This is a genomic window from Sphingomonas sp. Leaf4 (assembly GCF_920939515.1).
Lineage (GTDB): Bacteria > Pseudomonadota > Alphaproteobacteria > Sphingomonadales > Sphingomonadaceae > Sphingomonas.
The window spans coordinates 1-25,244 of the sequence record NZ_CAKLBB010000008.1; the positions used below are offsets into that span (position 1 = coordinate 1).

Here is a 25,244-nt window from a genome sequence, read left to right on the forward strand (position 1 = left end):
TTTTGCAAGCTCAAGGAGTTCAAACGCATCGCCATGCGTGCCTGCAAAACAGATCGCAGCTTCGAGGCCATGATCTACCTCGTCGCAGCCGTCATCAACTCACGTTGAATCCCCACAGGCCCTAGTCTACACACCCGTGATGAGCAGATTGTGGCGATCCTTGGCCCCGTAGAGGGGCGTGACGCACGGCATCAGGAGCTTTCGGCACGCCTCGCAGACCGCGATGCCGCACTTACCGAAGCGGAACGGGCGTATGATGCCCGGCGCGCCGATGCGCTGGATCTGGACGCGGTGGAGGCGGTGCTTCGCCGCGTCCGTTCGGTCGAGCAGTCGGCGGCAACCGAAGTTCAGCAGTTGCGGGAAAGCATTGCTGGCCTGAATGCGCGCATCACGGCGCGAGCCGAAGAGGCGGTGGAAGAAAACTGGCGGGAGAAAAGCGAAGCCCTAGCCGCAGCGGAAACGCGGGTCACGGCCTTCGAGCAGGAGGTGGCGGTGCTCGCCCGGCTGATGCAGGCGCTGGAAACCGCCCGCTCCGACGCGCGCGATCTTTATTTGAAGCCGGTAATGACCGAGCTGCGCCCGCTGCTTGGATTGTTGTTCGAAGATATCGAAATCGCCTTCGATGACCGGACGCTCCTTCCCCAGAAGATCGTCCGCAGCGGGCAGGAGGAAGATGTCGAGCGGTTGAGTGGCGGCATGCGCGAGCAATTATCAGTCCTCACCCGGCTCGCCTTTGCCCGGCTGCTCGCACGCGACGGTCGCCCGGCACCGGTGATCTTGGACGACGCGCTGGTCTATTCGGACGACGACCGCATCGAACGCATGTTCGACGCGCTGCACCGTCAGGCGCGGGACCAGCAGATCATCGTTTTCTCCTGTCGCCAGCGAGCTTTCCAGAAACTAGGCGGCACCGTTCTACAGCTAACGGACTGGCTGCCGTGATCCGAATTGTCACGCAACACGTTTGATGCACTGGATGGCGCCGGCCGATCGCCATCAAATTTGCTCGGAATACCGGAGTTGAACGACTGCTTGATTCGGACTGTCTCGGTATCCGGAAGATGATCAGTGCGGGGATCAACATCCGACAGAAAGTGGGCGGTCCGGCGATCGCCATATTGAGAAAATACCACGGTGTGGTATGCCTTGGAACACCGATGGCCAGCGACGCGCGCGTACTCGAACCGTTGCTACAAACCTCGTGGCGGGCCATAAAACGGGCCATCATTTAAACCACACAGGCCTTTGATTTTCTTATCAAAATCTTGCTTACAGAACGCGGTTCCTCTTCTGGCACCATTTTTCCCGAGACAAATTTCACACCGCCCAGGCGTCGATCGCGGCCCAGCCGTGGATCGCCTGGCCCGTGAGGCTGCGCGCGCGTGGCGCGGTCATGCCGCCCAGCGCGATGGCGGGGAGGCGGTTGTTGCGCAGCAGCAGGCCGAGGCGGACCCGGCCGAGCGCACGGGCGCCGGGGTGCGAGCGCGTGGCGAAGACCGGCGAGACGAAGATCGCGTCCACGCCGGCGCGCTCGGCGGCGATGCGTTCGCGCAGCGTGTGGACCGGGCGGGTAGCGAGGCCCCTGCCCTTGCGCGCGGTGCGGCCGTGGATGCCGTCGGCGCGGGGCAGCGGCGGTCCGGCCACCAGCAGTACCAGCCGGCGGGCACGGGCGATGCGGCGGACGGCGAGGAACAGCGCACGGCGCTCGACCGGCGGGGTCGCATAGTGGCGGAACACGATGCCGCTCCCCCGTGGCATCCGGGCGACGATTGCGGGCAGCGCTGCGCCCAGCCGTTCATCGGTCATCAGCCAGCATCGCGGCAAAGGGTGGCGGGAGCGCATGCACCCCCCTATAGCGCGCGCCATGTCTGAACCCGAGCCCCAAGCACGCCTGTCCGCCATCCGCGACGCCATTGCCCGTGCCGAGACGATCGCGCGCCGCGAGCACGGATCGACCACGCTGATCGCGGTCAGCAAGACGCACGACGCCGCGACCATCCAGCCGCTGATCGATGCCGGACAGCGCGCGTTCGGCGAGAACCGGGTGCAGGAGGCGCAGGGCAAATGGCCCGCGCTGCGCGAGGCGACGCCGGGCATCGACCTCCACCTGATCGGGCAGTTGCAGTCGAACAAGGCCGAGGATGCGGTGCGGTTGTTCGATGCGATCCATTCGGTCGACCGGCCCTCGCTCGTCACCGCGCTGGCGAGGGCGATCGACAAGGTCGGGCGGGCGCCAGCGTGTTTCCTTCAGGTCGACATTGGCGACGAGCCGCAGAAGGGTGGCTGTGCGCTGGCCGATCTGCCCGCGCTGTTGCGCGAGGCGGCGGCGGCGGGGCTGCCGGTCGCCGGGTTGATGTGCGTGCCGCCGTTCGACGTTGAGGCCGCGCCCTATTTCGCGCTGACCGCGAAGCTGGCGCGCGACCATGGCCTTGCCGGGCTCAGCATGGGCATGTCGGGCGATTACGAGGTGGCGGTGACGCTGGGCGCTACGCATGTGCGCGTCGGATCGGCGTTGTTCGGGCAGCGCCGGACGGTTTGAGGACAGGATGATGACGCGACCCAAGGCCATGCTGTTCGATTTCGACGGGGTGCTGATCGAGAGCGAGTTCGCCGGCAACCGGCATATCGCCGAGGTGCTGACCGCCGCCGGCCATCCGACGACGGCAGCCGATTCGATGGCCAATTTCATGGGGCTGTCGGGCAGGCAGTTCACCGATGCGATCGAGCGCTGGGTCGGCGGCCCCCTGCCCGCCGGCTTCGCCGAGGCGCGGGCGATCGAGGATGCGCGGGTGCTGGCCGAGGGGGTCGAGGCGGTGGCGGGGGCGGTCGCGTTCGTCCGCTCGCTGCCCGCCGATCTGCCAAAGGCGATCGTCTCGTCGAGCACGACGCACTGGATCCGCACCCACCTCGACCATATCGGGCTGGGCGATGCGTTCGGCGAGCATGTGTATAGCGGCAAGGAGCATGTCGCCAACGGCAAGCCCGCGCCCGACCTGTACTGGTATGGGGCCGAGCGGCTGGGGGTCGCAATCGAGGATTGCGTGATCCTCGAGGATTCTCCGGTCGGGGTGCGCGGCGCGGTCGCGTCCGGCGCGCGGGTGATCGGGCTGTGCGCGGGGTCGCACTGCGCGGTGGGCCATGATGTGCGGTTGCGCGAGCTGGGCGTGCGCGAAATCGCGCATGGGTTTGATGAGGTTGCGGAAATGATCGGCGCGCCGGGCAAGGCGTAGCGAAGCTACGCCGCGCCGCCCAAGGCGCGCCCGGCCGGCGGCGCTGGCAGCGCCGTCCGACGGCACGGGCTTTGCCCGTGGCGTGGCCCGTCGCACGCTCCGATTCCTTCGAGAGTTTACATTTGCCGCGCGTTTCGTCGGCACGCGGCAGAATGGGTTCACGCGGAGGCGCGGAGACGCGGAGGGGGCGTGGACGCCGTGGGGTCACGCTTCCGCACGGCCGTGTTGCAGGTTTGCCGGCGCGCCGGGCATGGTGCAGCGAAGCAGCACCGCGCCGCACAAGGCGCGCCCGGCCCGCGGCGCTGGCAGCGCCGTTCGACGGCACGGGCTTTGCCCGTGGGGTGGCGCAATCCCCGCCAAAGTTTACAAAGTTTACACTAACGACGCATTTGTTGCGAAGCGTTTGCAGCATGGGGCGGCGCATCGTCGGCTGGGTCGGCACGCGGCGATCCCGCCGGTCAGGAATGTTGCGTATCTCCACCACCCGCCCCCCGCATCGCGACCCGGCGGACCCTGACAGCGACCGGCGCTGTAGGACAGCGCGTTGACTGGATGCCATACGAACCATATATGTTCCATATGCTACACAAGGAACCGACATGGGTATCGTGAAGATCGACGATGCGCTGCACGAGGCGGCGCGGCGCTCCAGTACCGTGCTGTGCCGGTCGATCAATGCGCAGGCCGAATTCTGGATGAAGATCGGGATGCTGGCCGAGGCGAACCCGACGCTGTCGTTCAACGCCATCGTCGCGCGCGAGATCGCCGCCGCGCACCTGCCCGTCGCGGACGCCGCCTGACCATGGTCAAGACGACGGAGGAACTGGCGGCGATGCGGCGCTCGGGCAAGCTCTTGGCGCAGGTATTCGCGATGCTCGACCGGACCGTGCTGGAGGGCATGTCGACGCTGGCGATCAACGATCTGGTCGAGCGGTTCATCACCGATGATCTGGCGAGCCGGCCGGCGAGCAAGGGGCAATATGGCTTCGCCTATGTGCTCAACAGCTCGATCAACGACGTGGTGTGCCATGGCGTGCCCTCGGCCGGGGCGATCGTGCGGGGCGGCGACATCGTGAACCTCGACATCACGCTGGAGAAGGACGGATTCATTGCCGATTCGAGCAAGACCTATACGGTCGGCACGGTCAGCCCGCAGGCGCGGCGGCTGGTGGAGGTGACGCAGGGCGCGATGTGGCAGGGCATCGCCGCGGTACGGCCCGGCGCGCGGCTGGGCGACATCGGCCATGCGATCGAACGCCACGCCAAGCAGCATGGCTATAGCGTGGTGCGCGAATTCTGCGGCCACGGCATCGGCCGGGAGATGCACGAGGAGCCGAACGTGCTGCATTTCGGACGGCGCGGCAGCGGCATGATGCTGCGCGAGGGGATGACCTTCACCATCGAGCCGATGCTCAACCAGGGCAGCCGGCGGATCGAGCAGAGTGACGACGGCTGGACGGTGACGACCGCCGACGGGAAGCTGTCGGCACAGTTCGAACATACCGTCGCGGTGACGGCCACCGGGGTCGAGGTGCTGACGCTGCGCGAGGGCGAGCGGTTGGCGGCTTGAAGGGTCGCGCCGGGGCTTGACCCCTCGGCGTGAAACCGTTGCCCCGACGCAGGCCGGGTCTGATCCCCCACCCTGAAACAGACGTCATCCCGGCGAAGGCCGGGATCTCCCGGGGTTAATGCGCGACAGGAGCCGCTTGAGGCCCCAGCCTTCGCTAGGGCGACGTTCGTTTCCGGGTCGATGGGTCGGACCTTGGCGCGCCTTGCATGGCGCGCCCCCTTTCGACGAGGGTTGCATCGGCGCGGCGGGTGGCGATGATCGTGGCACCAGCGACTCGGGCGAAGGTGGGCGAGCATGACGCGGATGATCTTCGTGAATCTGCCGGTGAACGACGTGGCGCGGGCGACCGCTTTCTACCAAAGCGTCGGCTTCGTGCGCGATCCGCGCTTTTCGGGCGACGACAGCGCGTCGATGCAATGGTCCGAGCATATCGTCGTGATGCTGCTTCACCGCGATCGCTTCGCCGGTTTCGCACCGCTGCCGGTCGCCGACGAACGGACGGCGACGGCGCATCTGATCGCGCTGTCGCTGGACGACCGCGCGGGCGTGGATAGCTTCGTCGCGGCGGGCACGGCGGCGGGCGGGACCGCCGATGTCCGGCCGCCACAGGATCACGGCTTCCTGTACGGCCGCACGATCGCCGATCCCGACGGCCATGTCCTCGAACCGATGTGGATGGATCTTGCCGCGTTCGAGGCAATGCAGGCGGCGGCGTGAGCGGCCGGCCGGTCCTCACCGCCTATGACTGGGTGCCCGATTTCGCGCGGGGGCAGGTGCGCGACCTGCGCGTGCGCTGGGCACTGGAAGAGATCGGCCAGCCCTATGACGTCGCCTATCTGGCGCAGGGTACGCAGAAACGCGAGGCGCACCGCGCGCTCAACCCCTACGGCCAGGTGCCGACCTATGCCGAGGGCGAACTGGTGCTGTTCGAATCGGGGGCGATCGTGCTGCATCTCGCGCGCATCCATCGCCGGTTGCTGCCCGACGATCCGGGCGGCGCGGCGCGGGCGAGCGAATGGCTGTTCGCGGCGCTGAATACGGTCGAGCCGCCGATCGCCGATCATGCGACGGCGACGATCTTCGAGGCGCACGAACCATGGTCGCGCGCGCGCCTGCCCGGCATCGAGGCGCGGGTCCGCCAGCGGCTGGCCGAGACGGCGGCGCGGCTGGGCGAGCGCGAATGGTATGACGGCGATTTCTCGGTCGGCGACCTGATGATGGTTTCGGTGCTGCGGCTGCTGCGCGACGATGTGCTGCTGGCCGGGGAACCGACGCTGGCCGCCTATGTCGCGCGGGGGCAAGCGCGCCCGGCGTTCGCGCGGGCGCTGGCGGGGCAGATGGCGGGGTTCACCGGTGCGCCGCCGCCCGGGTTCGACCGATGGCGCGCCCGGCTGGCCGCCGCACAGGGAGCAGACACATGAGCTATGTCAGCGGATTCGTGACCCCGGTGGCCGATGCCGACCGCGACGCCTATCGCGCGTCGGCCGAGGCGGCGTGGGCGATCTTTCGCGATTATGGCGCGACCGGCCAGATGGAGGCGTGGGGCGACGACGTGCCGCCGGGCAAGCAGACCGACTTTGCCCGTGCGGTGGCGCTGAAGGACGGAGAGAGCGTGGCGCTTGGCTGGGTGCTCTGGCCCGACAAGGCGACGGCGGAGCGGTGTTTCGCGGCGATGGAGAGCGATCCGCGCTTTGCCGAACTGCCGATGCCGTTCGACGGGTCGCGGATGATTTATGGCGGGTTCGTGCCGATTTTTAGCGGTGGGGTAGTGGGGTAGCGGCTCTTTGGTGTCTCCCCTCCCTGACAAGGGAGGGGCTGGGGGTGGGTTGGCCCGCGAGGAAACGAAGCACCCGACAACCAGCCGACCCACCCCCGACCCCTCCCTTGTCAGGGAGGGGAGCAGGTTGTGGCGTCATCACGTCGGGGGACGTCATGGGAGTTAATCCCATGACGTCGGTCGCCGCTTGAACGGCGCCGGCCGGTCTTGCGCGTGCGCTTTGCGCACCGGCGAATAACGTTGTTATTCGCCTCGCTTGGTCCTTAGACCCTCATCGGCATCAAGACATACAGTGCCGGCGACGCATCATTCTCGCGGATCAGCGTCGGGGCGGCGGCGTCGGCGAGGTGGACTTCGCAGATGTCGCTGTCGATCTGGCCGAGGATGTCGAGCAGATAGCGGCTGTTGAAGCCGATCTCGAACGGCAGCGCGCTATAATCGCCGGGCACTTCCTCCGCCGCCGCGCCGTTTTCGGGGCTCGTGACCGACAGGGTGATTTTGTCGCGGTCGAGCGCCATCTTGACCGCGCGGGTCTTTTCGGTGGCGATCGTCGAGACGCGGTCGACGCCGGCCATGAAGCTCTTGGGGTCGAGTTTGAGCAGTTTGTCGTTCGCGGTCGGGATGACGCGCGAATAATCGGGGAAGGTGCCGTCGATCAGCTTGCTGGTCAGGATCGCCTGCCCCAGATCGAAGCGGATCTTGCTGGGCGAGAGCGACACGCCGACCGACCCGTCGACCTCGTCGAGCAATTTGCGCAGTTCGGCGACGCATTTGCGCGGCACGATGACGTCGGGCATCTTTTCCGCACCCTCCGGCCGGTCGACCGTCATCCGCGCGAGGCGGTGGCCGTCGGTCGCGGCGGCCTTCAGCACCGGTTTACCGTCGTTCTCGGCGACGTGGAAGAAGATGCCGTTCAGATAATAGCGCGTCTCTTCGGTCGAGATGGCGAAGCGGGTCTTGTCGATGATGTCTTTCAGCGTCTTGGCCGGCAACTCGAACTGGGTCGGCAGTTCGCCTTCCGCGATCACCGGGAAGTCGTCGCGCGGCAGCGTGGCGAGGCTGAAGCGGGCACGACCCGCGATCACGGTCAGCCGCCCTTCGGCGGCGGCGAGCTGCACCTGCGACCCTTCGGGCAGCTTGCGGGCGATGTCGAACAGGGTGTGCGCCGACACGGTGATCGCGCCCTGCTGGTCGACGGCGGCGGGAACCGTCTCGTCGATCTGCAGGTCGAGGTCGGTCGCCATCAGGCGGATGGTCGATTCGCGCGCATCGATCAGGACGTTCGACAGGATTGGGATGGTGTTGCGCCGCTCGACCACCGACTGGACATGGCTCAGCCCTTTCAGGAGGGTCGCGCGTTCGATCGTCGCCTTCATGAATATCCCCCGCGCGGATGCGCTCGCAGCTCGGCCGGCGGGCTGGATTCGCCGGCAACGTATGAAACCTGAACGATACCCCTAGCGCAAAGAAAGGCCGGCGCAAACCGCTCCGGCCTTTCCTGCCATGGCAATATTCGACCCATTTTCGTCGTCCCCGCGCAAGCGGGAACCCATTGCCGCAACGACTGCGATCCTGCCGAAGCCTCGGCGGCCATGGATTCCCGCCTGCGCGGGAATGACGAGGGTCGGGATTTTAGAACCGGATGCCGACGCCGGCGACGACCTGATGCCGGTCGGTGTCGATGTCGTAGCGCGGCGAGGTCGCGCCGTTGCCGAGCTGGAAATCGGCGTTCGAATAGTTCGAATAGCGATATTCGAGCTTGGCATAGGCGCGCGTGCCGATCGCCTGTTCGACGCCCGCGCCCAAGCGATAGCCGTTCAGTTCGAAATTCTCGCGGCTGTCGGTGGTGCCGTCGCTGGCCAGCACGTTGAGGCGCGCGTTGGTGTAGCCGCCCTTCACATAGACCAGCGTCTCTGGCGCGGCGAGGATGCCGGCGCGCGCGCCGACGTACAGGTCGCGGCCGGTCTTTACGTTGCCGAAGCCGAAGAAATTGGGATCGGTGCGCGCGGTTTCGACCTTGCCGGTCGATCCGGTATATTCGCCCTCGACACCGACCAGGAAGTTGCTGAGCGCGAAGTCGTAGCCGGCCTCGACGCCATAGAGCAGGCCGTTGACCGTCTCGTCGTCGCCGTCGAGGTCGCTGTCCTCGGTGCTGCCCGGGCGGATGCCGTCATAGCCGGCGAGCGCGCCGACGCGGAAGCCGGTGAACGCGGGGTTCACGTCCTGCGCCAGCGCCGGGGTGGCGAGCGCGGTGCCGGCGGCGAGGCCAAGGGCGATCAAAGTGGTACGCATGGTGTTACTCCGTCAACAAGTGCCCGCACGTCACATCCGGCGGGCGCACGGCTCCAATGGACGGTTTGGGCGGGCGTTGCATGAACCTCACCTAAACAGGGAAATCCGTTGCAATCGGGCAACATCCCCTTGAAAGCAGGGCCATGACAAACCAGCGCAAGGGGCGAGACTTCATCGCCCGTCACGGCGAGACGGTGTATAATATCGCGCAGCGGATGCAGGGCGACCACCCGCACACCCCGCTGACCCGTGCCGGCTTCGCGCAGGCCGATGCGATGGGCGCGGCACTGCGCGGGATATTGGGCGTTCGCCCCAAAATCACGCTCTGGGCGTCGAGCGCAGGGCGCGCGCTCCAGACGCTGGCGATCATCGCCGAGCATCTCGACCTCGACTGGCACGGCGCGCATCGCGACGACCGGCTGGTCGAGATCGGCATGGGCGAGTGGTCGGGGCGCTATTATCACGAGCTGACCGGTCCGCACGCCGACTTCCTCGATGTCGAGGCCAGGCTGTATCGCCGGCCCGCGCCCGGCGGCGAATGGTATGACGCGATCGCCGCGCGCGTCGGCGGCTGGGCGGCGGATACCCATGACGATCCCGGCGACCGGCTGGTCATCATGCACGGCATGTCGAGCCGGGTGTTGCGCGGGGTCCTGACCGGGGCCGACGTGCTGCCGCCATTCGATGCGCCGGTCGCCCCCGACCTGCCGCAAGGGTCGATCGTGCGGATCGAGGGCGGCCGCGAGACGGTGGTGCATACCGGCAGCGGCCGGGCATCGGTTTCGGCCCCGGCGTGATCGCGCTGCTGCTGGCGGTCGCCGCGCCGCCGCAGGCGATCGGCATCTACCGGCGCTGGGGTGCGTTCAGGGGCACCGGGCCCAGCCGCTGCTACGCCATCGCCCAGCCGGTCGAGCCCAAGGGCGGCCGCGCGTTCGCCAGCGTCGCCAACTGGCCGGGCGCAGGCGTGCGGGCGCAGGTCCATGTCCGCCTCAGCCGCGCGCGGGCCGAGCGCGCACGGGTCGTGCTGGCGATCGGCGAGCGGCGCTTCGAGCTGACCGCCGGGGCGAGCGACGCCTGGGCACCCGATGCCGCTGCCGACCGGGCGATCGTGGCGGCGATGCGCGGCGGCCGGTCGATGAGCGTCGAGAGCGTGAGCGCCGCCGGCGCGCCGTTCGCCGACGTCTATGCGCTGGGTGGCGCGGCGAGCGCGATCGACGCGGCGCGGCTGGGGTGCCTGCGCGGTTGATTTCTGCGCATCTATACGTTATGTATAGATCATCCTGCCCCCGGCATGCCGTCTTGAGGCGCTCGCAAGAGCAGACATCAGCTCAAGGCCGATCCCGGGGGCAACCTTTTTCCGGTATCCTCCATGTCGACTGCTATAGTGATCGATGGTGCGTATTTTCTGCGCCGCTTCGGTTACAGCTTTCCTCATCTGGATCGCAATGATCCGGCGCAGGTCGCATGGGCCGTGCCGTATCTTGCCGGTTGGCATCTGGCCATCCGGCATCGATCCGAACCGCATGCGTTGGGCGATGTGACGCAAGGCTATCGGCCGGGCGAATCGTCGGACCTGTATCGCATCTTTTTCTATGATTGCCCGCCGCTCACCAAACGGCTGCACTATCCGATCTCGCGCAAGTCGCTCGATCTGGCCAAGACGTCGACGGCGATACAGCGGCAGGCGATCCACCGCCGGTTGCTCGATGCGCGCAAGGTTGCGCTTCGGCTGGGCCGGTTGAACGAGGATGTCGTCTGGGTTCCCAAACCCGAAGCGATGCGCCGCTGGCTGGACAAACAGTTCGTCGTCAGCGACGAGGATTTCGAGATAAAGACCGTCCAGAAGGGCGTCGACATGCGACTCGGACTCGATGTCGCGGCAATGGCCTTCAAACGGCAGGTCGATCAGATCATCCTTGTCGCCGGTGATGCCGATTTCGTGCCGGCGGCGAAACTGGCCCGGAGGGAAGGCATCGATGTCGTGCTCGACCCGATGGGCGGCCGGGCGGCGCGTGACCTGCTCGACCATGTCGATGGCGTTCGGATGTGCCGGATGCTCGAACCCTCCAGCGATACCGAATGGCGGATAGAATGAACGTTGCCCTCGCCTCCCCGCCCATGCCGATCCCCGGCCATGTCGATCCCGTGCCGGTGCCGCGGCCTGCCGTGCCGCGTGCCGACGGGCGCACCGACCTGATCGGGCTGTCACGCCCCGAGATTCGCGACGCGCTGGCCGCCGCCGGGCTGGATGCGCGTCAGGCGAAGCTGCGCACCAAGCAGCTCTGGCACTGGATCTACAATCGCGGCGTGACCGAGTTCGCCGCGATGACCGACATTGCCAAGGCGCAGCATCCGTTGTTCGAACGCCATTTCGTGATCGGCCGGCCTGACGTGAAAGAGGCGCAGGTGTCGAACGACGGCACGCGCAAGTGGCTGCTGACCTCGCCCGACGGGCAGGACTACGAGATGGTGTTCATCCCCGATGCCGATCGGGGGACGCTGTGCGTGTCGAGCCAGGTCGGCTGCACGCTCAACTGCACCTTCTGTCACACCGGCACGATGCGGCTGGTGCGCAACCTGACGCCGGGCGAGATCGTGGGGCAGGTGATGCTGGCACGCGATGCGCTGGGCGAATGGCCGAGCCAGCCCGAGGGGCGGATGCTGACCAACATCGTGATGATGGGCATGGGCGAGCCGCTGTATAATTTCGATGCGGTGCGCGATGCGCTGGGCGTGGTGATGGACGGTGATGGCCTTGCGCTGTCCAAGCGGCGGATCACGCTCAGCACGTCGGGCGTGGTGCCGATGATGGCGCGCGCGGGCGCGGAGATCGGCGTGAACCTTGCCGTGTCGCTCCATGCCGTGACCAAGGAAGTGCGCGACGAGATCGTGCCGCTCAACCGCAAATACGGCATCGAGGAACTGTTGCAGGCATGCGCCGATTATCCCGGTGCCAACAACGCGCGGCGGATCACCTTCGAATATGTCATGCTCAGGGACAAGAACGACAGCGACGCCGATGCGCGCGAGCTGGTGCGGTTGCTGCGCAAGTACCAGTTGCCGGCGAAGGTCAACCTGATCCCGTTCAATCCGTGGCCGGGGACGGTGTATGAATGTTCGACCCCCGAGCGGATTCGCGCGTTCAGCGACATCGTGTTCGAGGGCGGGATTTCAGCCCCGGTGCGCCGCACGCGCGGGCAGGACATCGGCGCGGCGTGCGGGCAGTTGAAGACCAGTGCCGAGAAGAAGAGCCGGGCGGAGCGCGATCGCGAGGCGGCGTTCTTGGCTGATCCGGCGTAGCCGGATCAGGGCGGTGCCGGCCCGCTCCCCCACCCGGCCACCCACACGGTACTTCCGATGGGTGGCCGGGTGGGGGAGCGGGCCGGCACCGCATCCGCGTGAGCGGATCAACCATCAGACCTCAATCATCCTCGTCCTCGAAGCCGACGAGGTCGAGCGCGCGGGCCTTGATCTGGCGGGTCATGCACCAGTGGACCAGCGCGTCCTCGCGGCCATGCGTCACCCAGACTTCGCGCGGGGCGATTTCGGTGAGCGTGGTCGTCAGTTCGTCCCAGTCGGCATGATCGGACAGGATCAGCGGCAGTTCGACGCCGCGCTGGCGCGCGCGCTGGCGCACCCGCATCCAGCCGCTGGCCATCGCCGTGATCGGATCGGGCAGCCGCCGCGACCAGCGATCGCCCAGCGCCGAGGGCGGGGCCATGACGATATGGCCCTGTAGATCGGCCTTGTCCGCGTCCATCACGGCACGCAGCTCGCCCAGATCGACGCCGAGTTCGACATAGAGATCGCACAGCCGCTGCAGTGCGCCGTGCAGATAGATGGGTTCGTGATAGCCCAGCGCCCGGACCTCGGCGATCACCCGCTGCGCCTTGCCGAGCGCATAGGCGCCGACCAGCACGCAGCGTTCCGGCTCGGTGGTGAGCGCGGCGAGCAGCTTGCGCATCTCGTCGCGCGTGTCGGGGTGGCGGAAGACGGGGAGGCCGAAGGTCGCCTCGGTCACGAACACATCGCACTTCACCGGCTGGAACGGCGCGCAGGTCGGGTCGGCACGGCGCTTGTAGTCGCCCGACACGACAACGCGCTCGCCGGCGTGGTCGAGGACGATCTGCGCCGATCCCAGCACATGGCCGGCGGGGACGAACGACACCTCGATGCCGTCCATCGCGATGCTTTCGCCGTACGCGACGGGCACGCCGTTCTGCGCGCCGTAGCGGACGGCCATGATCGCCAGCGTCTCGGGCGTCGCCCACACCTGGCCATGGCCGCCGCGCGCGTGATCGGCATGGCCGTGCGTCACCAGTGCGCGGGCGACGGGTTGCGAAGGATCGATCCACGTATCGATCGGGGGCAGATAAATGCCGGTCGGCTGCGGCGAGATCCAGCGGGCAAGGGCCATGGCGGACAAGATGGGACGCCCCGCCCCCGCTGCCAACCGGTCACGGAACCGACATGGTAACGGTTCAATACAGCGTGCATCGTGCCGCCCCCCACCCCCACTAGTCGCCAGCTCCTGACCGCCGGGCTGGCCGCGTTCGCCGTCTATTTCGCGATGTACGCTTTTCGCAAGCCGGTGACGGCGGTGGGCTTCGCCGATCAGGCGGCGCTGTGGCCGGGGCTGGACTATAAGGCGACGATCGTGATCGCGCAGGCGATCGGCTATGCGCTGTCCAAGATGCTGGGGGTGCGGGTGGTCGCCGCTCACCGTGCGGGCGGGCGCGGGCGGTTGATCCTCGCGCTGGTCGCGCTGGCGTGGGGGGCGCTGATCGGCTTCGCGCTGCTGCCGGCGCGGTTCGGGCCGCTCTGCCTGTTCCTGAACGGATTGCCGCTGGGGATGATCTGGGGGCTCGTGTTCCGCTATCTGGAGGGACGGCGGGCGTCCGACCTGCTGGCGGCGATGCTGACCGCCAGCTTCATCCTGTCGTCGGGCGTGACCAAGAGCGTCGGGGCGCTGCTGGTCGCAGGCGGGGTGTCGCCGTTCGTCATGCCGGCGCTGACCGGCGTGCTGTTCGCGCCGGTGCTGGTCGTCGCGCTGGTGGTGCTCGGCCGGCTGCCCCCGCCCGATGCGGCGGACGAGGCGGCGCGCGGCGTCCGCCTGGCGATGGATGGGCCGGCGCGGCGGGCCTATGTCCGCGCGCATGCCGTGCCGCTGATCGTGCTGATCCCCGGCTATGTGATCCTGACCGCGCTGCGCGATTTCCGCGACAATTTCGCCCCCGAACTATGGGCGGCGCTCGGCCACGCCGCCTCGCCCGCGATCTTTGCGGTGTCGGAGGTGCCGGTGACGATCGTCGTGCTGGCGGCGATGGCGCTGCTGACGCTGGTGCGCAGCAATCTGGGCGCGCTGCTGACGATCCATGCGGCGGTGTTCGCCGGCGCGGTGCTGCTGGTCGTGGCGACGTTGCTGTTCCGCTCGGGGGTGCTCGGCTCGGTCGGCTGGGTGATCTGGACCGGAATCGGCATCTACATCGCCTATGCCCCGTTCAGCGCGGTGCTGTTCGACCGGATGATGTCGCTGTCGCGGATGCCGGGCAATGCCGCGTTCCTGATCTATCTCGCCGATTCGTTCGGCTATGCCGGCAGCGTCGCGCTGCTGGTGCTGCGCACGCTGACGCAGGGGCATGGCGCATGGCTCGGCTTCTTCGAGCGTGCGGTGCTGGCGACCGGGGTCGTGCTGGCGGTGGCGAGCGCGGTGTCGGCGGCGTGGTTCGTGCGGCGGCATGGCGGCACATCATCGACGCGGTAGGAAACTGGTGCACCCGACTGGATTCGAACCAGTGGCCTCTGCCTTCGGAGGGCAGCGCTCTATCCAGCTGAGCTACGGGTGCATCGCCGGGACGCAGGCACCTAGCAAAGCGTGATGGCTTATGCCAGCCGTTTCGCCGGTTTTTCGGGCGGAGCCGGCGTTTTCGGGCGGAAAGCGCACAGATCGGCGACCGGGCAGCGCCAGCATTCGGGCCGCCGCGCCTTGCAGACATAGCGGCCGTGGAGGATCAGCCAGTGGTGCGCGTGGAGCCGGAACGGCTGCGGCACGACGCGGTCGAGCACCGCTTCCACCGCGTTCGGCGTCTTGCCGCGCGCCATGCCGGTGCGGTTGCCGACGCGAAAGATATGGGTGTCGACCGCGAAGGTCTCCGCGCCGAACGCGACGTTCATCACGACGTTCGCCGTCTTGCGCCCGACGCCGGGCAGCGTTTCCAGCGCGGCGCGATCCGCCGGGACCTGTCCGCCGTAATTGGCGACCAGCGACTCGCTGAGCGCGATCACGTTCTTCGCCTTGGCGTTGAACAGGCCGATGGTGCGGATGTGCGCCTTGAGGCCATCCTCGCCCAGCGCGATCATCTTTTCGGGCGTGTCGACGGTGGCGAACAACGCGCGCGTCGCCTTGTTCACGCCGACGTCGGTCGCCTGCGCCGAGAGGACGACCGCGACCAGCAGCGTATAGTCGTTGACCGATTCGAGTTCGGTTTCGGGGTGCGGATTGTCGGCCGCCAGCCGTTCGAAAAAGGCGAAGACGTCCGCCTTCCTCAAACGCCGACCACCGCGTCCATGCCGTGGCGACCGACGGGAGCCTGCGTCAGCCACTGGGCGGCACGCACCGCGCCGCGTGCGAACAGCGCGCGGTCGTCGGCGCGGTGCGACAGCTCGATCCGCTCGCCCTCACCCGCGAACACCACCTGATGATCGCCGATGACGGTGCCGCCGCGCAGCGATGCGAAGCCGATCGTGCCACCCGCCCGCGCGCCGACCAGCCCGGCGCGGCCGATCACCCCGCTGTCGGCGAGCGTGGTGCCCAGCCCCTCGGCGGCAGCATCGCCCAGCATCAGCGCGGTGCCCGACGGCGCGTCGACCTTCAGCCGGTGGTGCGACTCGACGATCTCGATGTCCCAGTCGGGACCCAGCCGCCGTGCGGCGTCGCGCACCAGCCGCGACAAGAGCGCGATGCCGAGCGAGGTGTTGCCGGTCTGGAGCACGGCAATGTCCTGCGCGGCGGCATCGATCATCGCCTGATGACGGTCGCTCAGGCCGGTGGTGCCGATCAGGATCGGGGTGGCGTGCGCGCGCGCCGCCGCCAGATTGGCCTCGAGCGCCAGCGGCGAGGAGAAGTCGACCAGCACGTCGGCCTTGGCCGCGAGCGCCGCGGGATCGTCGCCCTGATCGGTGCCGCCGGCGAAGCCTTCGCCGATCCGTTCGATCTCGCGTTCGATCGCGTGCCCCATTCGGCCCTGCCGGCCGAAGATGCCGATGCTGGTCATTGATCTTCGTCCGCCATGATTCCGCCCATGGGCTCCATGGCCCCGCGTGCGACGGGGTGCAAGCGGATCAGCGCCCGACGTGCGCGATCGGGGCCTCGGCATATTTGGGATCAGCGGAGTTGAAATCGGTCTGCGGCACGAAGGTGCGCGACGTGAGCGCAACATTGCCGAGGCCGAGCAGCTTGAACGTGCCGAGCTTCGTCACCTTGGGCGCGCTGCCGGCGCGTTCGACCGTCACCGCATCGACGTGCAGGTCGCCGTGCCGGGTCCACAGCATGTGCGGGGCAAGCAGCATGTCCATGTTGTTGTAGCGGACCGAGATGCAGATCTTCTGCATCAGCGCGAAGCGAATGATGTCGCTGATCGACGCGCGCAGTTCCTCGGTGGCGGAATCGGTCGCAGGGTCGCGATCCTGCGTGGAGGCGGTGACGTTGTGCATTGCAGCATAATGTAACGGTTGTGACCGCCATCGGCAAGAGGCGCGGCCTCATCCAAAAGCCCAAGTCCACATGACACGCCCCGGCGCGAAGGCGAACATCCCCGGAATGACCAGTGCGCCGACATACATGCCGATCAGCCGGTTGCGATGCTTGGCGATTCGGCCGGCGCGGGCCGCGGCGATTGCGGCCCATGCGGCGAGGAGCGTGACCGGCACGAAGATGTGAATCCACGAGAAACCGCCATGGTTGAGCTGGCGGATGAAGAGCGCGCTCAAGGCGGTCGACACCATCAACCCCATCCAGACGCGGCCGAGCAGGCGGTGGCGTGCCCCGCCCTTGCGCGTGAGCAGGACGTAGAGGCCGAGCGGGATCGCGGGCAGCACGCTCATCAGGTGGATCGCGACCGCCACGTCATGCGCGCCGGGCGCCACCGGGGCGAGCCCGACGAGCGCGCGCAGCAGCGCATAGATGCTGCCAAGGCCGAGCAACCCGCCGCCGACAATCGCCACGATCCGCGCGGCGAGCGGCACGTCGGGGGTGACGGGGGGGCGGGAAAGCGTGGCGGCGGTCATCGATCGGCTCCGGTAGCTGGTGTCGCCCCCGGTGATGGCGTGCCGCGCTTCGCGGGCAAGCGGGGTTACGCGAAACCGGCACAGGCCATCGTGAAAGCGGCGCCCTGCCCCTTCACGAAGCGTGAAATGGCAGGGTATTGGACGCCCGTCCTGTCCCTTTGCGAGCGAAACGCCGATGCCCGATGCCCGCCGATTGCTGATCGATCTTGCCATCATCGGCGGCGTGGGTGTCGTGCTGGCGGTGCTGGGGCCGTTCGGCAGCTTCGCCGCGCCGTTCGCGTGGCGGCTGGTGTATTGGGTGGCGGTCGTGCTGGCAGGATACCTTTGCTACCGGCCGGCGACGGTGGCGGCGTGCCGGGTGGCGGACGCGCTCGACCTGCCCGAAGCGGCACTGTGGATCGTCGCCTGCCTGATCGCGACGGTGCCGATGACGGTGCTGACCTGGGCGGCGAACGGAATCTGGCAGCCGCTGGTCCTGCCCTCGGCAAGCGGGTGGCTTGCCACCTATGCCAATGTGCTGGTGCTGGGGTCGGCGATCACGCTGATCTTCTGGCTCGGGCACCGGCGGGTGCTGCGCACGACGCCGGTGGTAGCAGGGATCGAGCCGCCTGCCCCGCCGGTTGCGCCAGTGGCCAAAGCGCTGGCGGCCCCGGCGTTTCTCGACCGGTTGCCGCCGCATCTGGGACGCGAGCTGATCGCGCTGGAGATGGAGGATCATTATGTCCGGGCGCATACCCCGGCGGGATCGACGCTGATCCTGATGCGGATGCGCGACGCGGCGGCCGAGCTGGAGGGCATCGACGGCCTGCTGGTCCACCGGAGCTGGTGGGTGGCGCGCGGTCATGTGCGGGGGATGACCCGCGACGGGCGCAACCTCCGCCTGACGCTGACCGGCGGGATCGAGGCCCCGGTCGCACGCGGACAGGTGGAGGCGTTGCAGGGCGAGGGGTGGTTTTAGGGCTGATCGACGTTCAACGAAATGGCTTCCCAATCTGCTCCCCTCCCTGACAAGAGTTTCGGGTCGGTCATGCCCCCGGCATGACCTGAACAGTGCGGGGCACAGTTCACCCGAAACTGGGTTGGGGGGTGGGTTGGCCGGTTGTGGAGCGCTTACGTTTCCTCTCGGGCCGACCCACCCCCAGCCCCTCCCTTGTCAGGGAGGGGAGCCGCCAAGAGCCATCGTCTGGCTGAATGTCGATCGGCCCCAGGGCGGATCGACGTTCGGTCGATGCCACCCCCTTTTCGTCGTTCCCGCGCAGGCGGGAACCCATGGACGCAGCGGATTTGGTTCGATCACCGGCGTAGGCGTGTATGGATCCCGCCTGCGCGGGGATGACGCTTGTATCAAGGCGGCGGGATCATGCGCCAGACCGGTTCCCCCCGGCGGCCTTATCGGGTAACGGCTGTCCGATCATGGGCAATTTATTTTTCGTCATGGCCGGCGGTGCTGTCGGCTCGGGGCTGCGTTACCTGTTCGGTCGCGTCATGCTGTCGCTGTCGGGGCCGGGCTATCCGTGGGGGACGCTGGGGGTGAACCTGATCGGCGGGCTCGGCATGGGGCTGTTGATGGGCACGCTCGCGCGGACCGGGGGGAGCGAGCCGGTGCGGCTGCTGCTCGGCGTCGGCGTGCTGGGCGGGTTCACGACGTTTTCGGCGTTCTCGCTTGACATGGTGACGATGATCGAGCGGGGGCAGCCGGCGCTGGCGCTGGGCTATGTATTGCTATCGGTCGTGGGTGCGGCGGTGGCGCTGTTCGCGGGCCTTACGATCACGCGGGGAGTGGCGGCATGAGCGGCAATGATGTGCGCCAGTTCACCGTCGGGGCGGACGACGACGGCATCCGGCTCGACCGCTGGTTCAAACGGCATCTGCCGGACACGACCTTCAACGTCGTGTCGCGCTGGGCGCGGACCGGGCAGTTGCGCGTCGATGGCGCACGGGCGCAGCCGGGCGGGCGGCTGAGCGCCGGGCAGGTGCTGCGCGTGCCTCCCCCTGAGTCGGCGGTGGTGGCGCAACCGCGCGCCAAGGCCGAACGCCCGCCGCTGACGCCCGAGCAGACCGAGCTGGCGCAGGGAATGGTGATCCACCGCGACGCGCAGGCGATCGTGCTGAACAAGCCGCCGGGTCTGGCGACGCAGGGCGGGACCAAGACCCACGACCATGTCGACGGGCTACTCGACGCGCTGCAGTTCGATGGCGAGGGGCGGCCCAAGCTGGTCCACCGGCTCGACAAGGATACGTCGGGCGCGCTGCTGATCGCGCGGACGTCGCGCGCCGCCGCGTTCTTCGCCAAGTCGTTTTCGGGGCGGACCGCCAAGAAGGTCTATTGGGCGCTGGTGGTCGGCGTGCCCGACATCGCCGACGGGATCGTCGACCTGCCGATCGCCAAGCAGCCGGGCACCGGCGGCGAGAAGATGCACGTCGACGAGGACGAGGGCCAGCCCGCCCGGTCGCGCTATCGCGTGATCGAACGGGTCGGCAACCGCGCCGCATGGGTCGAGTTGCAGCCGTTCACCGGGCGCACGCACCAGTTGCGCGTCCATATGGCGGCGATCGGCCATCCGATCGTCGGCGACGGCAAATATGGCGGCCAGGCCGCGTTCCTGACCGGCGGGGTCAGCCGCAAGATGCACCTGCACGCACGGCGCATCCGCATCGACCATCCCGATGGCGGGCAACTGGACATCACCGCCGAACTGCCGCCGCATATCGCCGAGAGCATCGACCTGCTGGGCTTCGACCTGTCGCTGGGGCAGGCGATGATCGACGACGGCCCGCCGCCCGTCACCCGCGCCGACCTGAAGGCCAAGGCCAAGGCGCATGCCAAGACGTATCGCAAGGAACGGCGCGGCGAGCGGCGGTCGCGGGGCAGCCGCGACTGATGCACCCCAATGCCGCGTTCCATATGGACGAGGCCGCTGCGCGGGACTTCGTCGCCCATGAAGGCTTCGGGTCGTTGTTCGCGGTGACGCCCGACGGGCCGCGGGTGGCGCAGGTGCCGGTGGTGATCGACGGCGACGGGACGCTGCGCTTCCACCTCGCCAACGCCAATGCGCTGACGCCGCATCTGGCCGGCACGCGCGCGCTGTTCGTGGCGGGCGGGCCGCACGCCTATGTCTCGCCGACATGGTATGCCGCCGGGCCGGACGAGGTGCCGACGTGGAATTACGTGTCGGTCGAGGTCGAGGGGACGGTGGCGCCGATCGACCGGGCAGGGCTGATCGGACAGATCGAGGCGATGGCTGCGGCCTATGAGGACGCAGCCGGCTGGCGGCTCGACCGGATGGCGGCGTACAAGGCCGAGGCGATGCTGGGCGCGATCGCCGGGTTCGCGCTGGTGCCCGATGCGTGGCGCGGCACCGCCAAGCTGAGCCAGAACAAGCCCCAGGCGGTGCGGACGCGGGTGATCGCGGCGCTGGGCGATCATCCCTTGGCAAGCCGGATGCGCACGGCATGACGAAACTGGCGGTGTTCGATTGCGACGGGACGCTGGCCGACGGGCAGGCGAACATCTGTCAGGCGATGGCGCTGGCGTTCGCCGATGCGGCGCTGCCCGCGCCCGATCCGCGCGCGGTGCGGCGGATCGTCGGGTTGAGCTTGCCGCAGGCGGTGGCGCTGCTGGCCCCGGCGATCGGCGAGGCGGGGCATGTCGCGGTCGCCGAGGGCTACAAGCGCCATTTCCGGACGATGCGGATCGACGGGCGGCTGTTGGAGGAACCGTTGTTTCCGGGCATCGCCGCGCTGCTCGACCGGTTGATCGATGCGGGCTGGCGGCTGGGGGTGGCGACGGGCAAGTCCGATCGCGGCCTCGCGCTGCTGCTGGCACATCATGGCCTGTCGCGCCATTTCGTGACGCTCCAGACCGCCGACCGGCATCCATCGAAGCCCGATCCGGCGATGCTGCTGGCGGCGATCGCCGAAGCGGGTGCGACGCGCGAGACGACGGTGATGATCGGCGATACCGCGTTCGACATGGGCATGGCGCGCGCAGGCGGCACCCGCGCCATCGGGGTGGAATGGGGCTATCATCCCCCCGCCGAACTGGTCGCGGCGGGGGCCGATGCGCTGGCGCAGGATGCGGGGGCGCTTGGACGGTTGCTGGAGGTGGCATGAGTGCGAACGATCCCGCGCGGAACCGCTGGCTGGTGCTGGTCGGCGTCCGCATCCTGACCGCGATCGGCGCGGTGTTCGGCGTGGTGCTGATCGCGCGGGCGGGCGACACGTTACCCAAGGTGCTGGGCACCGCGATCGTGCTGTCGGCGCTGTACGCGATGGCGGTGGTGCCGCGCGGGCTGGCCGCGAAGTGGCGCAGCAAGTGAGGCGGTTCTGGAAGGACGTGACGGTCACGCCGGAGGGCGGGATCGCGCTCGACGGGAAGCCGGTGCGCACCCCGGGGCGGCTGCCGCTGGTCGTGCCCTTCCCCGCGCTGGCCGAGGCGATCGCGGCGGAGTGGCGCGCGGTCGGCGAGACGATCGATCCGCGCGCGATGCCGCTCACCGGCCTCGCCAATGCCGCGATCGAGCGGGTCACGCCCGATCCGGTCGCGTTCGGTTCGGGCATCGCGGTCTATGGCGCAAGCGATCTCACCTGCTACCGCGCCGGGGACGAGCCGCTCGCCGGACGGCAGGCGGCGGCGTGGGACCCGGTCTTGGACTGGGCGCGCGACCGGTACGGCGTCGAATTCATCGTGACCGACGGGGTGATGCCGGTCGAACAGCCGCCGCGCACCCTCGCCCGGTTGCGCGAGGCGGTGGTGGCGCTGTCGCCATGGGTGCTGGCGCCGCTGTCGCCGATCGTGAGCCTGACCGGATCGTTGCTGCTCGGGCTGATGCTGGTCGAGCGGGCGATTTCGGCGGAGGCGGCGTGGGAGGCGGCGCATGTCGACGAGGACTGGCAGGCCGAGCAATGGGGTGAGGATGATCTGGCTGCCGAAACTCGGGCGGTTCGGTTGCGGGAGTATGGGGCGGCTGTGGGAGCGCTTGGCGCGCCGGGCGAGGCGTAGCGAAGCTACGTCGAGCCGCACGAGGCGCGCCCGGCCGGCGGCGCGGAAAGCGCCGTCCGACGGCACGGGCTTTGCCCGTGGCGGGTGTTGGACGCCCGGAACGGCTTCCGGTCAGGAACCGCATCGTCAGCGTGTATGGATTCCGGCCTTCGTCGGAATGACGATTGGGGCAGCGGTCGGGCGCGTTGCGGCGGCGGTAATTCCCCCCAAAGTTTACAAAGTTTACACTTGCGGCGCGTTTCGGCGGGGGTGTTGGTGTCTCGATCCGTCACCCCTAACCGTCGCCCCAGCGAAGGCAGGGGCCTCATGCGGCTCCTGCTGCGCGCTATCAACGGGAGATCCCAGCCTGCGCTGGGATGGCGTTGATGGGGTGGGCCAGAGAAGAAGTTTTGGTTCGCGCGGAGGCGCGGAGGCGCGGAGGGGTTGCGCATGGGGGCACGCCGCGTGTTGCAACATGGTGGAGGGGCTGCTCGCGCAGCCGGGGGTTGGACGGTGCATGCCGTCCACCCTGCCCCGACGCCTACCCTGTAGGACAGCGCCTATCGCGGTGGCGCGGTCGAGCCGTGGAGGTCGAGGTCGAGCGTGACGCCCGGTTCGGCGTCGGCGGGGCGGCCCTCGATGCGGTCGATCAGGCGGCGGGTGATGGTGGCGGCCATGTCGGCGATCGGGCGGCGGACGGTGGTGAGCGCGGGCGTCAGCATCATTGCCAGGATGCTGCCGTCAAAGCCGACCACCGACAGGTCGCCCGGCACCGACAGGCCGTGGCCGGCGGCGACCTTCAGCACGGCGGCGGCCATCACGTCGTTGCCGGCGAAGATCGCGGTCGGGCGCGGATCGTGGCGCAGCACCGCCTGCGCGCCGGCCACGCCCGAATCGAAGCCGTAATCGCCGATCGCCTCGGTCAGCAGGGCGATGCCCCGCTGCGCCAGCGCGGCGACGAAGCCCGCGCGGCGTTCGAGCGCGCTGTGCGCGTCGGCCGGCCCCGAGATCAGCGCGACGCGGGTATGGCCGAGGTCGAGCAGATGCGCGGCGACGGCGGCGGCGGCACCACGCTCGTCGGCCACCAGCATCGCGTCATAGCCCTCCAGCCGGACCGAGGAGAGTGCTACCGCCGGCACGCCGACCTGCGCCAGCCGGTAGGGCAGCGCGGCGATGCCCGACACCGGCGGCACGACGACGACCCCGTCGACACGCGAGCGCTGGACGAATTCGATCACGTCCTCGGCCGGATCGCCGCCATCGGCGCGGACCGGGTGGACGACCAGTTCATAGCCGCGCACCGATGCTTCGCGGACCATGCCGCGTTGCAGGGGATCGAGCACCAGCGCGTTGCGATCGTTATGGACGAGGCCCAGCAGGAACGAGCGCCCGGTGGCGAGGCCGCGCGCGCGGGCGCTGGGGCGGAACTGGAGCGCGGCGATGACCGCCTCGACCTTTTCGCGCGTCTCGGCATTCACCAGCGGCGAGCGGTTGAGCACGCGCGAGACGGTGCGGATCGACACCTGCGCGCGCGCCGCGACGTCGGCGATGGTGGTTCCGCTCTGGGGGGTGTCGTGCATCAGACGATGGGTATCGCCCGATGGGGCGGTCGGGCGCAAGGGGCGGCGTCCGGCTTCCCTCCCCTCCCTGACAAGGGAGGGGAGTTTGCGTCAGTCGAACACCCCGCCCTTCGCGCGCAGCGCGCGGCTCGCGCGGCGGCCGTAGGCGAGGTAGATCGCGAGGCCGATCGCGTTCCAGATCAGGAAGCGGACCAGCGTGGCGCCGGGCAGGCTGTGGAGCAGATAGAGGCAGCCGAGGATCGCCCCCGTCCCCACCACCATCGGCGCGGGGCAGCGGAACAGGCGTTTGGCGGTCGGTGCGGTGCGGCGCAGCACCATCAGGCAGGCACCGACCGCGACGAAGGCGACGAGCGTGCCGGCATTGGCCAGCTCGGCGATCTCGTCGAGGCGGAACAGCCCGGCGACGACCGCGATCGACAGGCCGGTCAGCACGGTGATCCGCGTCGGCGCGCCGCTGCGCTTGCTGACGGTGGCGAGGCTGGCCGGAAGCAGTCCGTCGCGCGCCATGACGAAGAAGATGCGGCTCTGCCCATACATCATCACGAGGATCACCGAGGGGAGCGCGATGACGGCGGCGAGCGCGATCAGATAGGCGGCGGTCGGTTGATTGAGGGTGCGCAGCACCAGCGCGAGCGGCTCGGACGAATTGGCCAGCGTCTGGAACGGCACCGCGCCGATCGCCGCCACCGCGACGCCCATGTAGATCGCGGTACACAGCAGCATCGACCCGACGATGCCGATGGTCAGGTCGCGCCCCGGATTCTTCGCTTCCTCGGCCGAGGTCGCGACCGCGTCGAAGCCGTAGAATGCGAAGAACACGATCGCCGCCGCTGCCATCACTCCGCGCTTGGTCCCCTCCACCTCGGTACTGCCAAAGCCATAGGGCATGAACGGGTGGAGGTTGTTGGCGTCGAACGCGGGCATGGCGAAGGCGATGAACACGCCCAATGCCACCAGCTTGATGACGACCAGCACGATGTTGAGCGTCGCGCTCTCGCGCGTGCCCGCCACCAGCATCCCCATCACCGCCAGTGCGACGAGGACGGCGGGCAGGTTGACGATGCCGCCGCCATGCGGCCCGGCGAGCAGTTCGGGCGGAAGCGTGACGCCGATCGCCTGGATCCACCCGACCAGATAGCCCGACCAGCCGACCGCGACCGTCGAGCAGGCCAGCGAATATTCGAGGATCAGCGACCAGCCGACGACCCATGCCGCCGTTTCGCCCAGCGCCACATAGCTGAAGGTATAGGCGCTGCCCGCCGCCGGGATCATCGTCGCCAGTTCGGCATAGGCGAGTGCCGCGCAGGCGCAGACCGCGCCGGCGATGGCGAAGGCGAGGATGACGGCGGGGCCGGCGCGCTCCGCCCCGACCCCGGTCAGGGTATAGATGCCGGTGCCGACGATCGCGCCGACCCCCAGCGCGATCAGATGCGGCCAACTGAGCGTCTTGGCGAGCGCCTGTCCGGCGGGCGCGTGCTGCCCCAATGGTTTGCGCGGTCCGATGATCGACATGGCCTGTTTCCCCCCT

30 protein-coding genes and 1 tRNA gene are annotated in these 25,244 nt (G+C 68.6%); 20 read left to right on the forward strand and 11 right to left on the reverse strand.

Annotated elements, in window-relative coordinates:
* Positions 1 to 150: 150 nt before the first annotated feature.
* On the forward strand, positions 151 to 942 hold the full coding sequence (locus tag LRA89_RS13080) for an ATP-binding protein (RefSeq protein WP_230770847.1): 792 nt from the start codon (positions 151 to 153) through the stop codon (positions 940 to 942).
* 375 nt (positions 943 to 1,317) lie between these two features.
* Here the strand turns inward: LRA89_RS13080 and LRA89_RS13085 are convergent, their stop codons facing one another.
* Positions 1,318 to 1,806 (reverse strand): thiamine phosphate synthase, encoded by a 489-nt coding sequence (locus LRA89_RS13085; RefSeq protein ID WP_230770849.1) that lies wholly within the window; start codon positions 1,804 to 1,806, stop codon positions 1,318 to 1,320.
* 58 nt (positions 1,807 to 1,864) lie between these two features.
* On the opposite strand from LRA89_RS13085, the gene LRA89_RS13090 reads away from it, so the two are divergent.
* The 7 genes from LRA89_RS13090 (at position 1,865) to LRA89_RS13120 (ending at position 6,577) form a co-directional block, all read left to right on the forward strand.
* Positions 1,865 to 2,539, forward strand: coding sequence for a YggS family pyridoxal phosphate-dependent enzyme (locus tag LRA89_RS13090; protein ID WP_055761711.1), 675 nt, complete (start codon positions 1,865 to 1,867; stop codon positions 2,537 to 2,539).
* A gap of 10 nt (positions 2,540 to 2,549) precedes the next feature.
* Positions 2,550 to 3,230, forward strand: a complete 681-nt coding sequence (locus tag LRA89_RS13095) for an HAD family hydrolase (RefSeq protein WP_230770851.1) — start codon at positions 2,550 to 2,552, stop codon at positions 3,228 to 3,230.
* Positions 3,231 to 3,829: 599 nt separating this feature from the next.
* Complete coding sequence (locus LRA89_RS13100) at positions 3,830 to 4,030, forward strand: ParD-like family protein (RefSeq protein ID WP_055761714.1); 201 nt, start codon at positions 3,830 to 3,832, stop codon at positions 4,028 to 4,030.
* A 2-nt stretch (positions 4,031 to 4,032) separates the two neighbouring features.
* A complete protein-coding gene (gene map, locus LRA89_RS13105; RefSeq protein ID WP_055761717.1) occupies positions 4,033 to 4,800 on the forward strand; it encodes a type I methionyl aminopeptidase in 768 nt (255 codons plus the stop codon).
* A 294-nt stretch (positions 4,801 to 5,094) separates the two neighbouring features.
* Positions 5,095 to 5,517, forward strand: a complete 423-nt coding sequence (locus LRA89_RS13110; RefSeq protein WP_230770854.1) for a VOC family protein — start codon at positions 5,095 to 5,097, stop codon at positions 5,515 to 5,517.
* The gene (locus LRA89_RS13115; RefSeq protein ID WP_230770856.1) at positions 5,514 to 6,221 is read left to right on the forward strand and encodes a glutathione S-transferase family protein; all 708 of its coding nucleotides are present in this window, start codon (positions 5,514 to 5,516) and stop codon (positions 6,219 to 6,221) included. Before LRA89_RS13110 ends, LRA89_RS13115 begins: the two co-directional genes overlap by 4 nt.
* Entirely contained in the window at positions 6,218 to 6,577 is a 360-nt protein-coding gene (locus LRA89_RS13120) for a DUF1428 domain-containing protein (protein WP_230770858.1), read from the forward strand. The genes LRA89_RS13115 and LRA89_RS13120 overlap by 4 nt, the downstream gene beginning before the upstream one ends.
* 263 nt (positions 6,578 to 6,840) lie before the next feature.
* Here the strand turns inward: LRA89_RS13120 and dnaN are convergent, their stop codons facing one another.
* Both dnaN and LRA89_RS13130 read right to left on the reverse strand, forming a co-directional pair.
* Positions 6,841 to 7,953 carry a DNA polymerase III subunit beta gene (gene dnaN / locus LRA89_RS13125; protein WP_055761728.1) on the reverse strand — a complete coding sequence of 371 codons (1,113 nt, stop codon included), beginning with the start codon at positions 7,951 to 7,953 and terminating at the stop codon, positions 6,841 to 6,843.
* A 256-nt stretch (positions 7,954 to 8,209) separates the two neighbouring features.
* Complete coding sequence (locus LRA89_RS13130; protein ID WP_056491756.1) at positions 8,210 to 8,869, reverse strand: outer membrane protein; 660 nt, start codon at positions 8,867 to 8,869, stop codon at positions 8,210 to 8,212.
* Between the two features lie 143 nt (positions 8,870 to 9,012).
* On the opposite strand from LRA89_RS13130, the gene LRA89_RS13135 reads away from it, so the two are divergent.
* The 4 genes from LRA89_RS13135 (at position 9,013) to rlmN (ending at position 12,169) form a co-directional block, all read left to right on the forward strand.
* On the forward strand, positions 9,013 to 9,666 hold the full coding sequence (locus LRA89_RS13135) for a histidine phosphatase family protein (RefSeq protein WP_230770860.1): 654 nt from the start codon (positions 9,013 to 9,015) through the stop codon (positions 9,664 to 9,666).
* A complete protein-coding gene (locus LRA89_RS13140) occupies positions 9,663 to 10,115 on the forward strand; it encodes a hypothetical protein (protein ID WP_230770862.1) in 453 nt (150 codons plus the stop codon). The genes LRA89_RS13135 and LRA89_RS13140 overlap by 4 nt, the downstream gene beginning before the upstream one ends.
* A gap of 123 nt (positions 10,116 to 10,238) precedes the next feature.
* Positions 10,239 to 10,964 carry an NYN domain-containing protein gene (locus tag LRA89_RS13145; RefSeq protein WP_230770864.1) on the forward strand — a complete coding sequence of 242 codons (726 nt, stop codon included), beginning with the start codon at positions 10,239 to 10,241 and terminating at the stop codon, positions 10,962 to 10,964.
* The gene (gene rlmN, locus LRA89_RS13150) at positions 10,961 to 12,169 is read left to right on the forward strand and encodes a 23S rRNA (adenine(2503)-C(2))-methyltransferase RlmN (protein WP_230770867.1); all 1,209 of its coding nucleotides are present in this window, start codon (positions 10,961 to 10,963) and stop codon (positions 12,167 to 12,169) included. The genes LRA89_RS13145 and rlmN overlap by 4 nt, the downstream gene beginning before the upstream one ends.
* A 121-nt stretch (positions 12,170 to 12,290) precedes the next feature.
* Here the strand turns inward: rlmN and LRA89_RS13155 are convergent, their stop codons facing one another.
* Positions 12,291 to 13,286 carry a ligase-associated DNA damage response exonuclease gene (locus LRA89_RS13155; RefSeq protein WP_230771217.1) on the reverse strand — a complete coding sequence of 332 codons (996 nt, stop codon included), beginning with the start codon at positions 13,284 to 13,286 and terminating at the stop codon, positions 12,291 to 12,293.
* A gap of 81 nt (positions 13,287 to 13,367) precedes the next feature.
* Between LRA89_RS13155 and LRA89_RS13160 the strand changes: the two genes are divergently transcribed.
* A complete protein-coding gene (locus LRA89_RS13160; protein WP_230770869.1) occupies positions 13,368 to 14,633 on the forward strand; it encodes a DUF5690 family protein in 1,266 nt (421 codons plus the stop codon).
* A gap of 5 nt (positions 14,634 to 14,638) precedes the next feature.
* On the opposite strand, the gene LRA89_RS13165 is transcribed toward LRA89_RS13160, so the two are convergent.
* The 5 genes from LRA89_RS13165 to LRA89_RS13185 all read right to left on the reverse strand — a co-directional run bounded on the left by LRA89_RS13165 (position 14,639) and on the right by LRA89_RS13185 (position 17,155).
* Positions 14,639 to 14,715, reverse strand: a tRNA-Arg gene (locus LRA89_RS13165).
* A 37-nt stretch (positions 14,716 to 14,752) separates the two neighbouring features.
* Entirely contained in the window at positions 14,753 to 15,418 is a 666-nt protein-coding gene (gene nth / locus LRA89_RS13170; RefSeq protein ID WP_230770871.1) for an endonuclease III, read from the reverse strand.
* Positions 15,415 to 16,143: a 4-hydroxy-tetrahydrodipicolinate reductase gene (gene dapB / locus LRA89_RS13175; RefSeq protein ID WP_055761758.1), complete on the reverse strand. Its 729-nt coding sequence runs from the start codon at positions 16,141 to 16,143 to the stop codon at positions 15,415 to 15,417. Before dapB ends, nth begins: the two co-directional genes overlap by 4 nt.
* Positions 16,144 to 16,210: 67 nt before the next feature.
* A complete protein-coding gene (locus LRA89_RS13180) occupies positions 16,211 to 16,582 on the reverse strand; it encodes a hypothetical protein (RefSeq protein WP_230770873.1) in 372 nt (123 codons plus the stop codon).
* Positions 16,583 to 16,630: 48 nt separating this feature from the next.
* Complete coding sequence (locus tag LRA89_RS13185; RefSeq protein ID WP_056491772.1) at positions 16,631 to 17,155, reverse strand: DUF2306 domain-containing protein; 525 nt, start codon at positions 17,153 to 17,155, stop codon at positions 16,631 to 16,633.
* Positions 17,156 to 17,330: 175 nt separating this feature from the next.
* Here LRA89_RS13185 and LRA89_RS13190 point away from each other — a divergent pair, with 175 nt between their 5' ends.
* From LRA89_RS13190 to LRA89_RS13220, 7 genes are all read left to right on the forward strand, one after another.
* Positions 17,331 to 18,113, forward strand: a complete 783-nt coding sequence (locus tag LRA89_RS13190) for a LytTR family DNA-binding domain-containing protein (RefSeq protein WP_230770875.1) — start codon at positions 17,331 to 17,333, stop codon at positions 18,111 to 18,113.
* Between the two features lie 455 nt (positions 18,114 to 18,568).
* Positions 18,569 to 18,946 carry a CrcB family protein gene (locus LRA89_RS13195; RefSeq protein ID WP_230770877.1) on the forward strand — a complete coding sequence of 126 codons (378 nt, stop codon included), beginning with the start codon at positions 18,569 to 18,571 and terminating at the stop codon, positions 18,944 to 18,946.
* A complete protein-coding gene (locus LRA89_RS13200) occupies positions 18,943 to 20,037 on the forward strand; it encodes an RluA family pseudouridine synthase (protein ID WP_230770879.1) in 1,095 nt (364 codons plus the stop codon). Before LRA89_RS13195 ends, LRA89_RS13200 begins: the two co-directional genes overlap by 4 nt.
* Positions 20,037 to 20,612, forward strand: a complete 576-nt coding sequence (locus tag LRA89_RS13205; protein ID WP_230770881.1) for an FMN-binding negative transcriptional regulator — start codon at positions 20,037 to 20,039, stop codon at positions 20,610 to 20,612. Before LRA89_RS13200 ends, LRA89_RS13205 begins: the two co-directional genes overlap by 1 nt.
* Positions 20,609 to 21,268: an HAD-IA family hydrolase gene (locus tag LRA89_RS13210; RefSeq protein ID WP_230770883.1), complete on the forward strand. Its 660-nt coding sequence runs from the start codon at positions 20,609 to 20,611 to the stop codon at positions 21,266 to 21,268. Before LRA89_RS13205 ends, LRA89_RS13210 begins: the two co-directional genes overlap by 4 nt.
* The gene (locus tag LRA89_RS13215) at positions 21,265 to 21,474 is read left to right on the forward strand and encodes a hypothetical protein (RefSeq protein ID WP_230770885.1); all 210 of its coding nucleotides are present in this window, start codon (positions 21,265 to 21,267) and stop codon (positions 21,472 to 21,474) included. Before LRA89_RS13210 ends, LRA89_RS13215 begins: the two co-directional genes overlap by 4 nt.
* A complete protein-coding gene (locus LRA89_RS13220; RefSeq protein ID WP_230770888.1) occupies positions 21,471 to 22,157 on the forward strand; it encodes an ATP12 family chaperone protein in 687 nt (228 codons plus the stop codon). The genes LRA89_RS13215 and LRA89_RS13220 overlap by 4 nt, the downstream gene beginning before the upstream one ends.
* Positions 22,158 to 22,696: 539 nt before the next feature.
* Here LRA89_RS13220 and LRA89_RS13225 read toward each other — a convergent pair.
* A complete protein-coding gene (locus tag LRA89_RS13225) occupies positions 22,697 to 23,716 on the reverse strand; it encodes a LacI family DNA-binding transcriptional regulator (protein ID WP_056491790.1) in 1,020 nt (339 codons plus the stop codon).
* A 90-nt stretch (positions 23,717 to 23,806) separates the two neighbouring features.
* Positions 23,807 to 25,228, reverse strand: coding sequence for an amino acid permease (locus tag LRA89_RS13230; RefSeq protein WP_055761785.1), 1,422 nt, complete (start codon positions 25,226 to 25,228; stop codon positions 23,807 to 23,809).
* Positions 25,229 to 25,244: the final 16 nt, after the last annotated feature.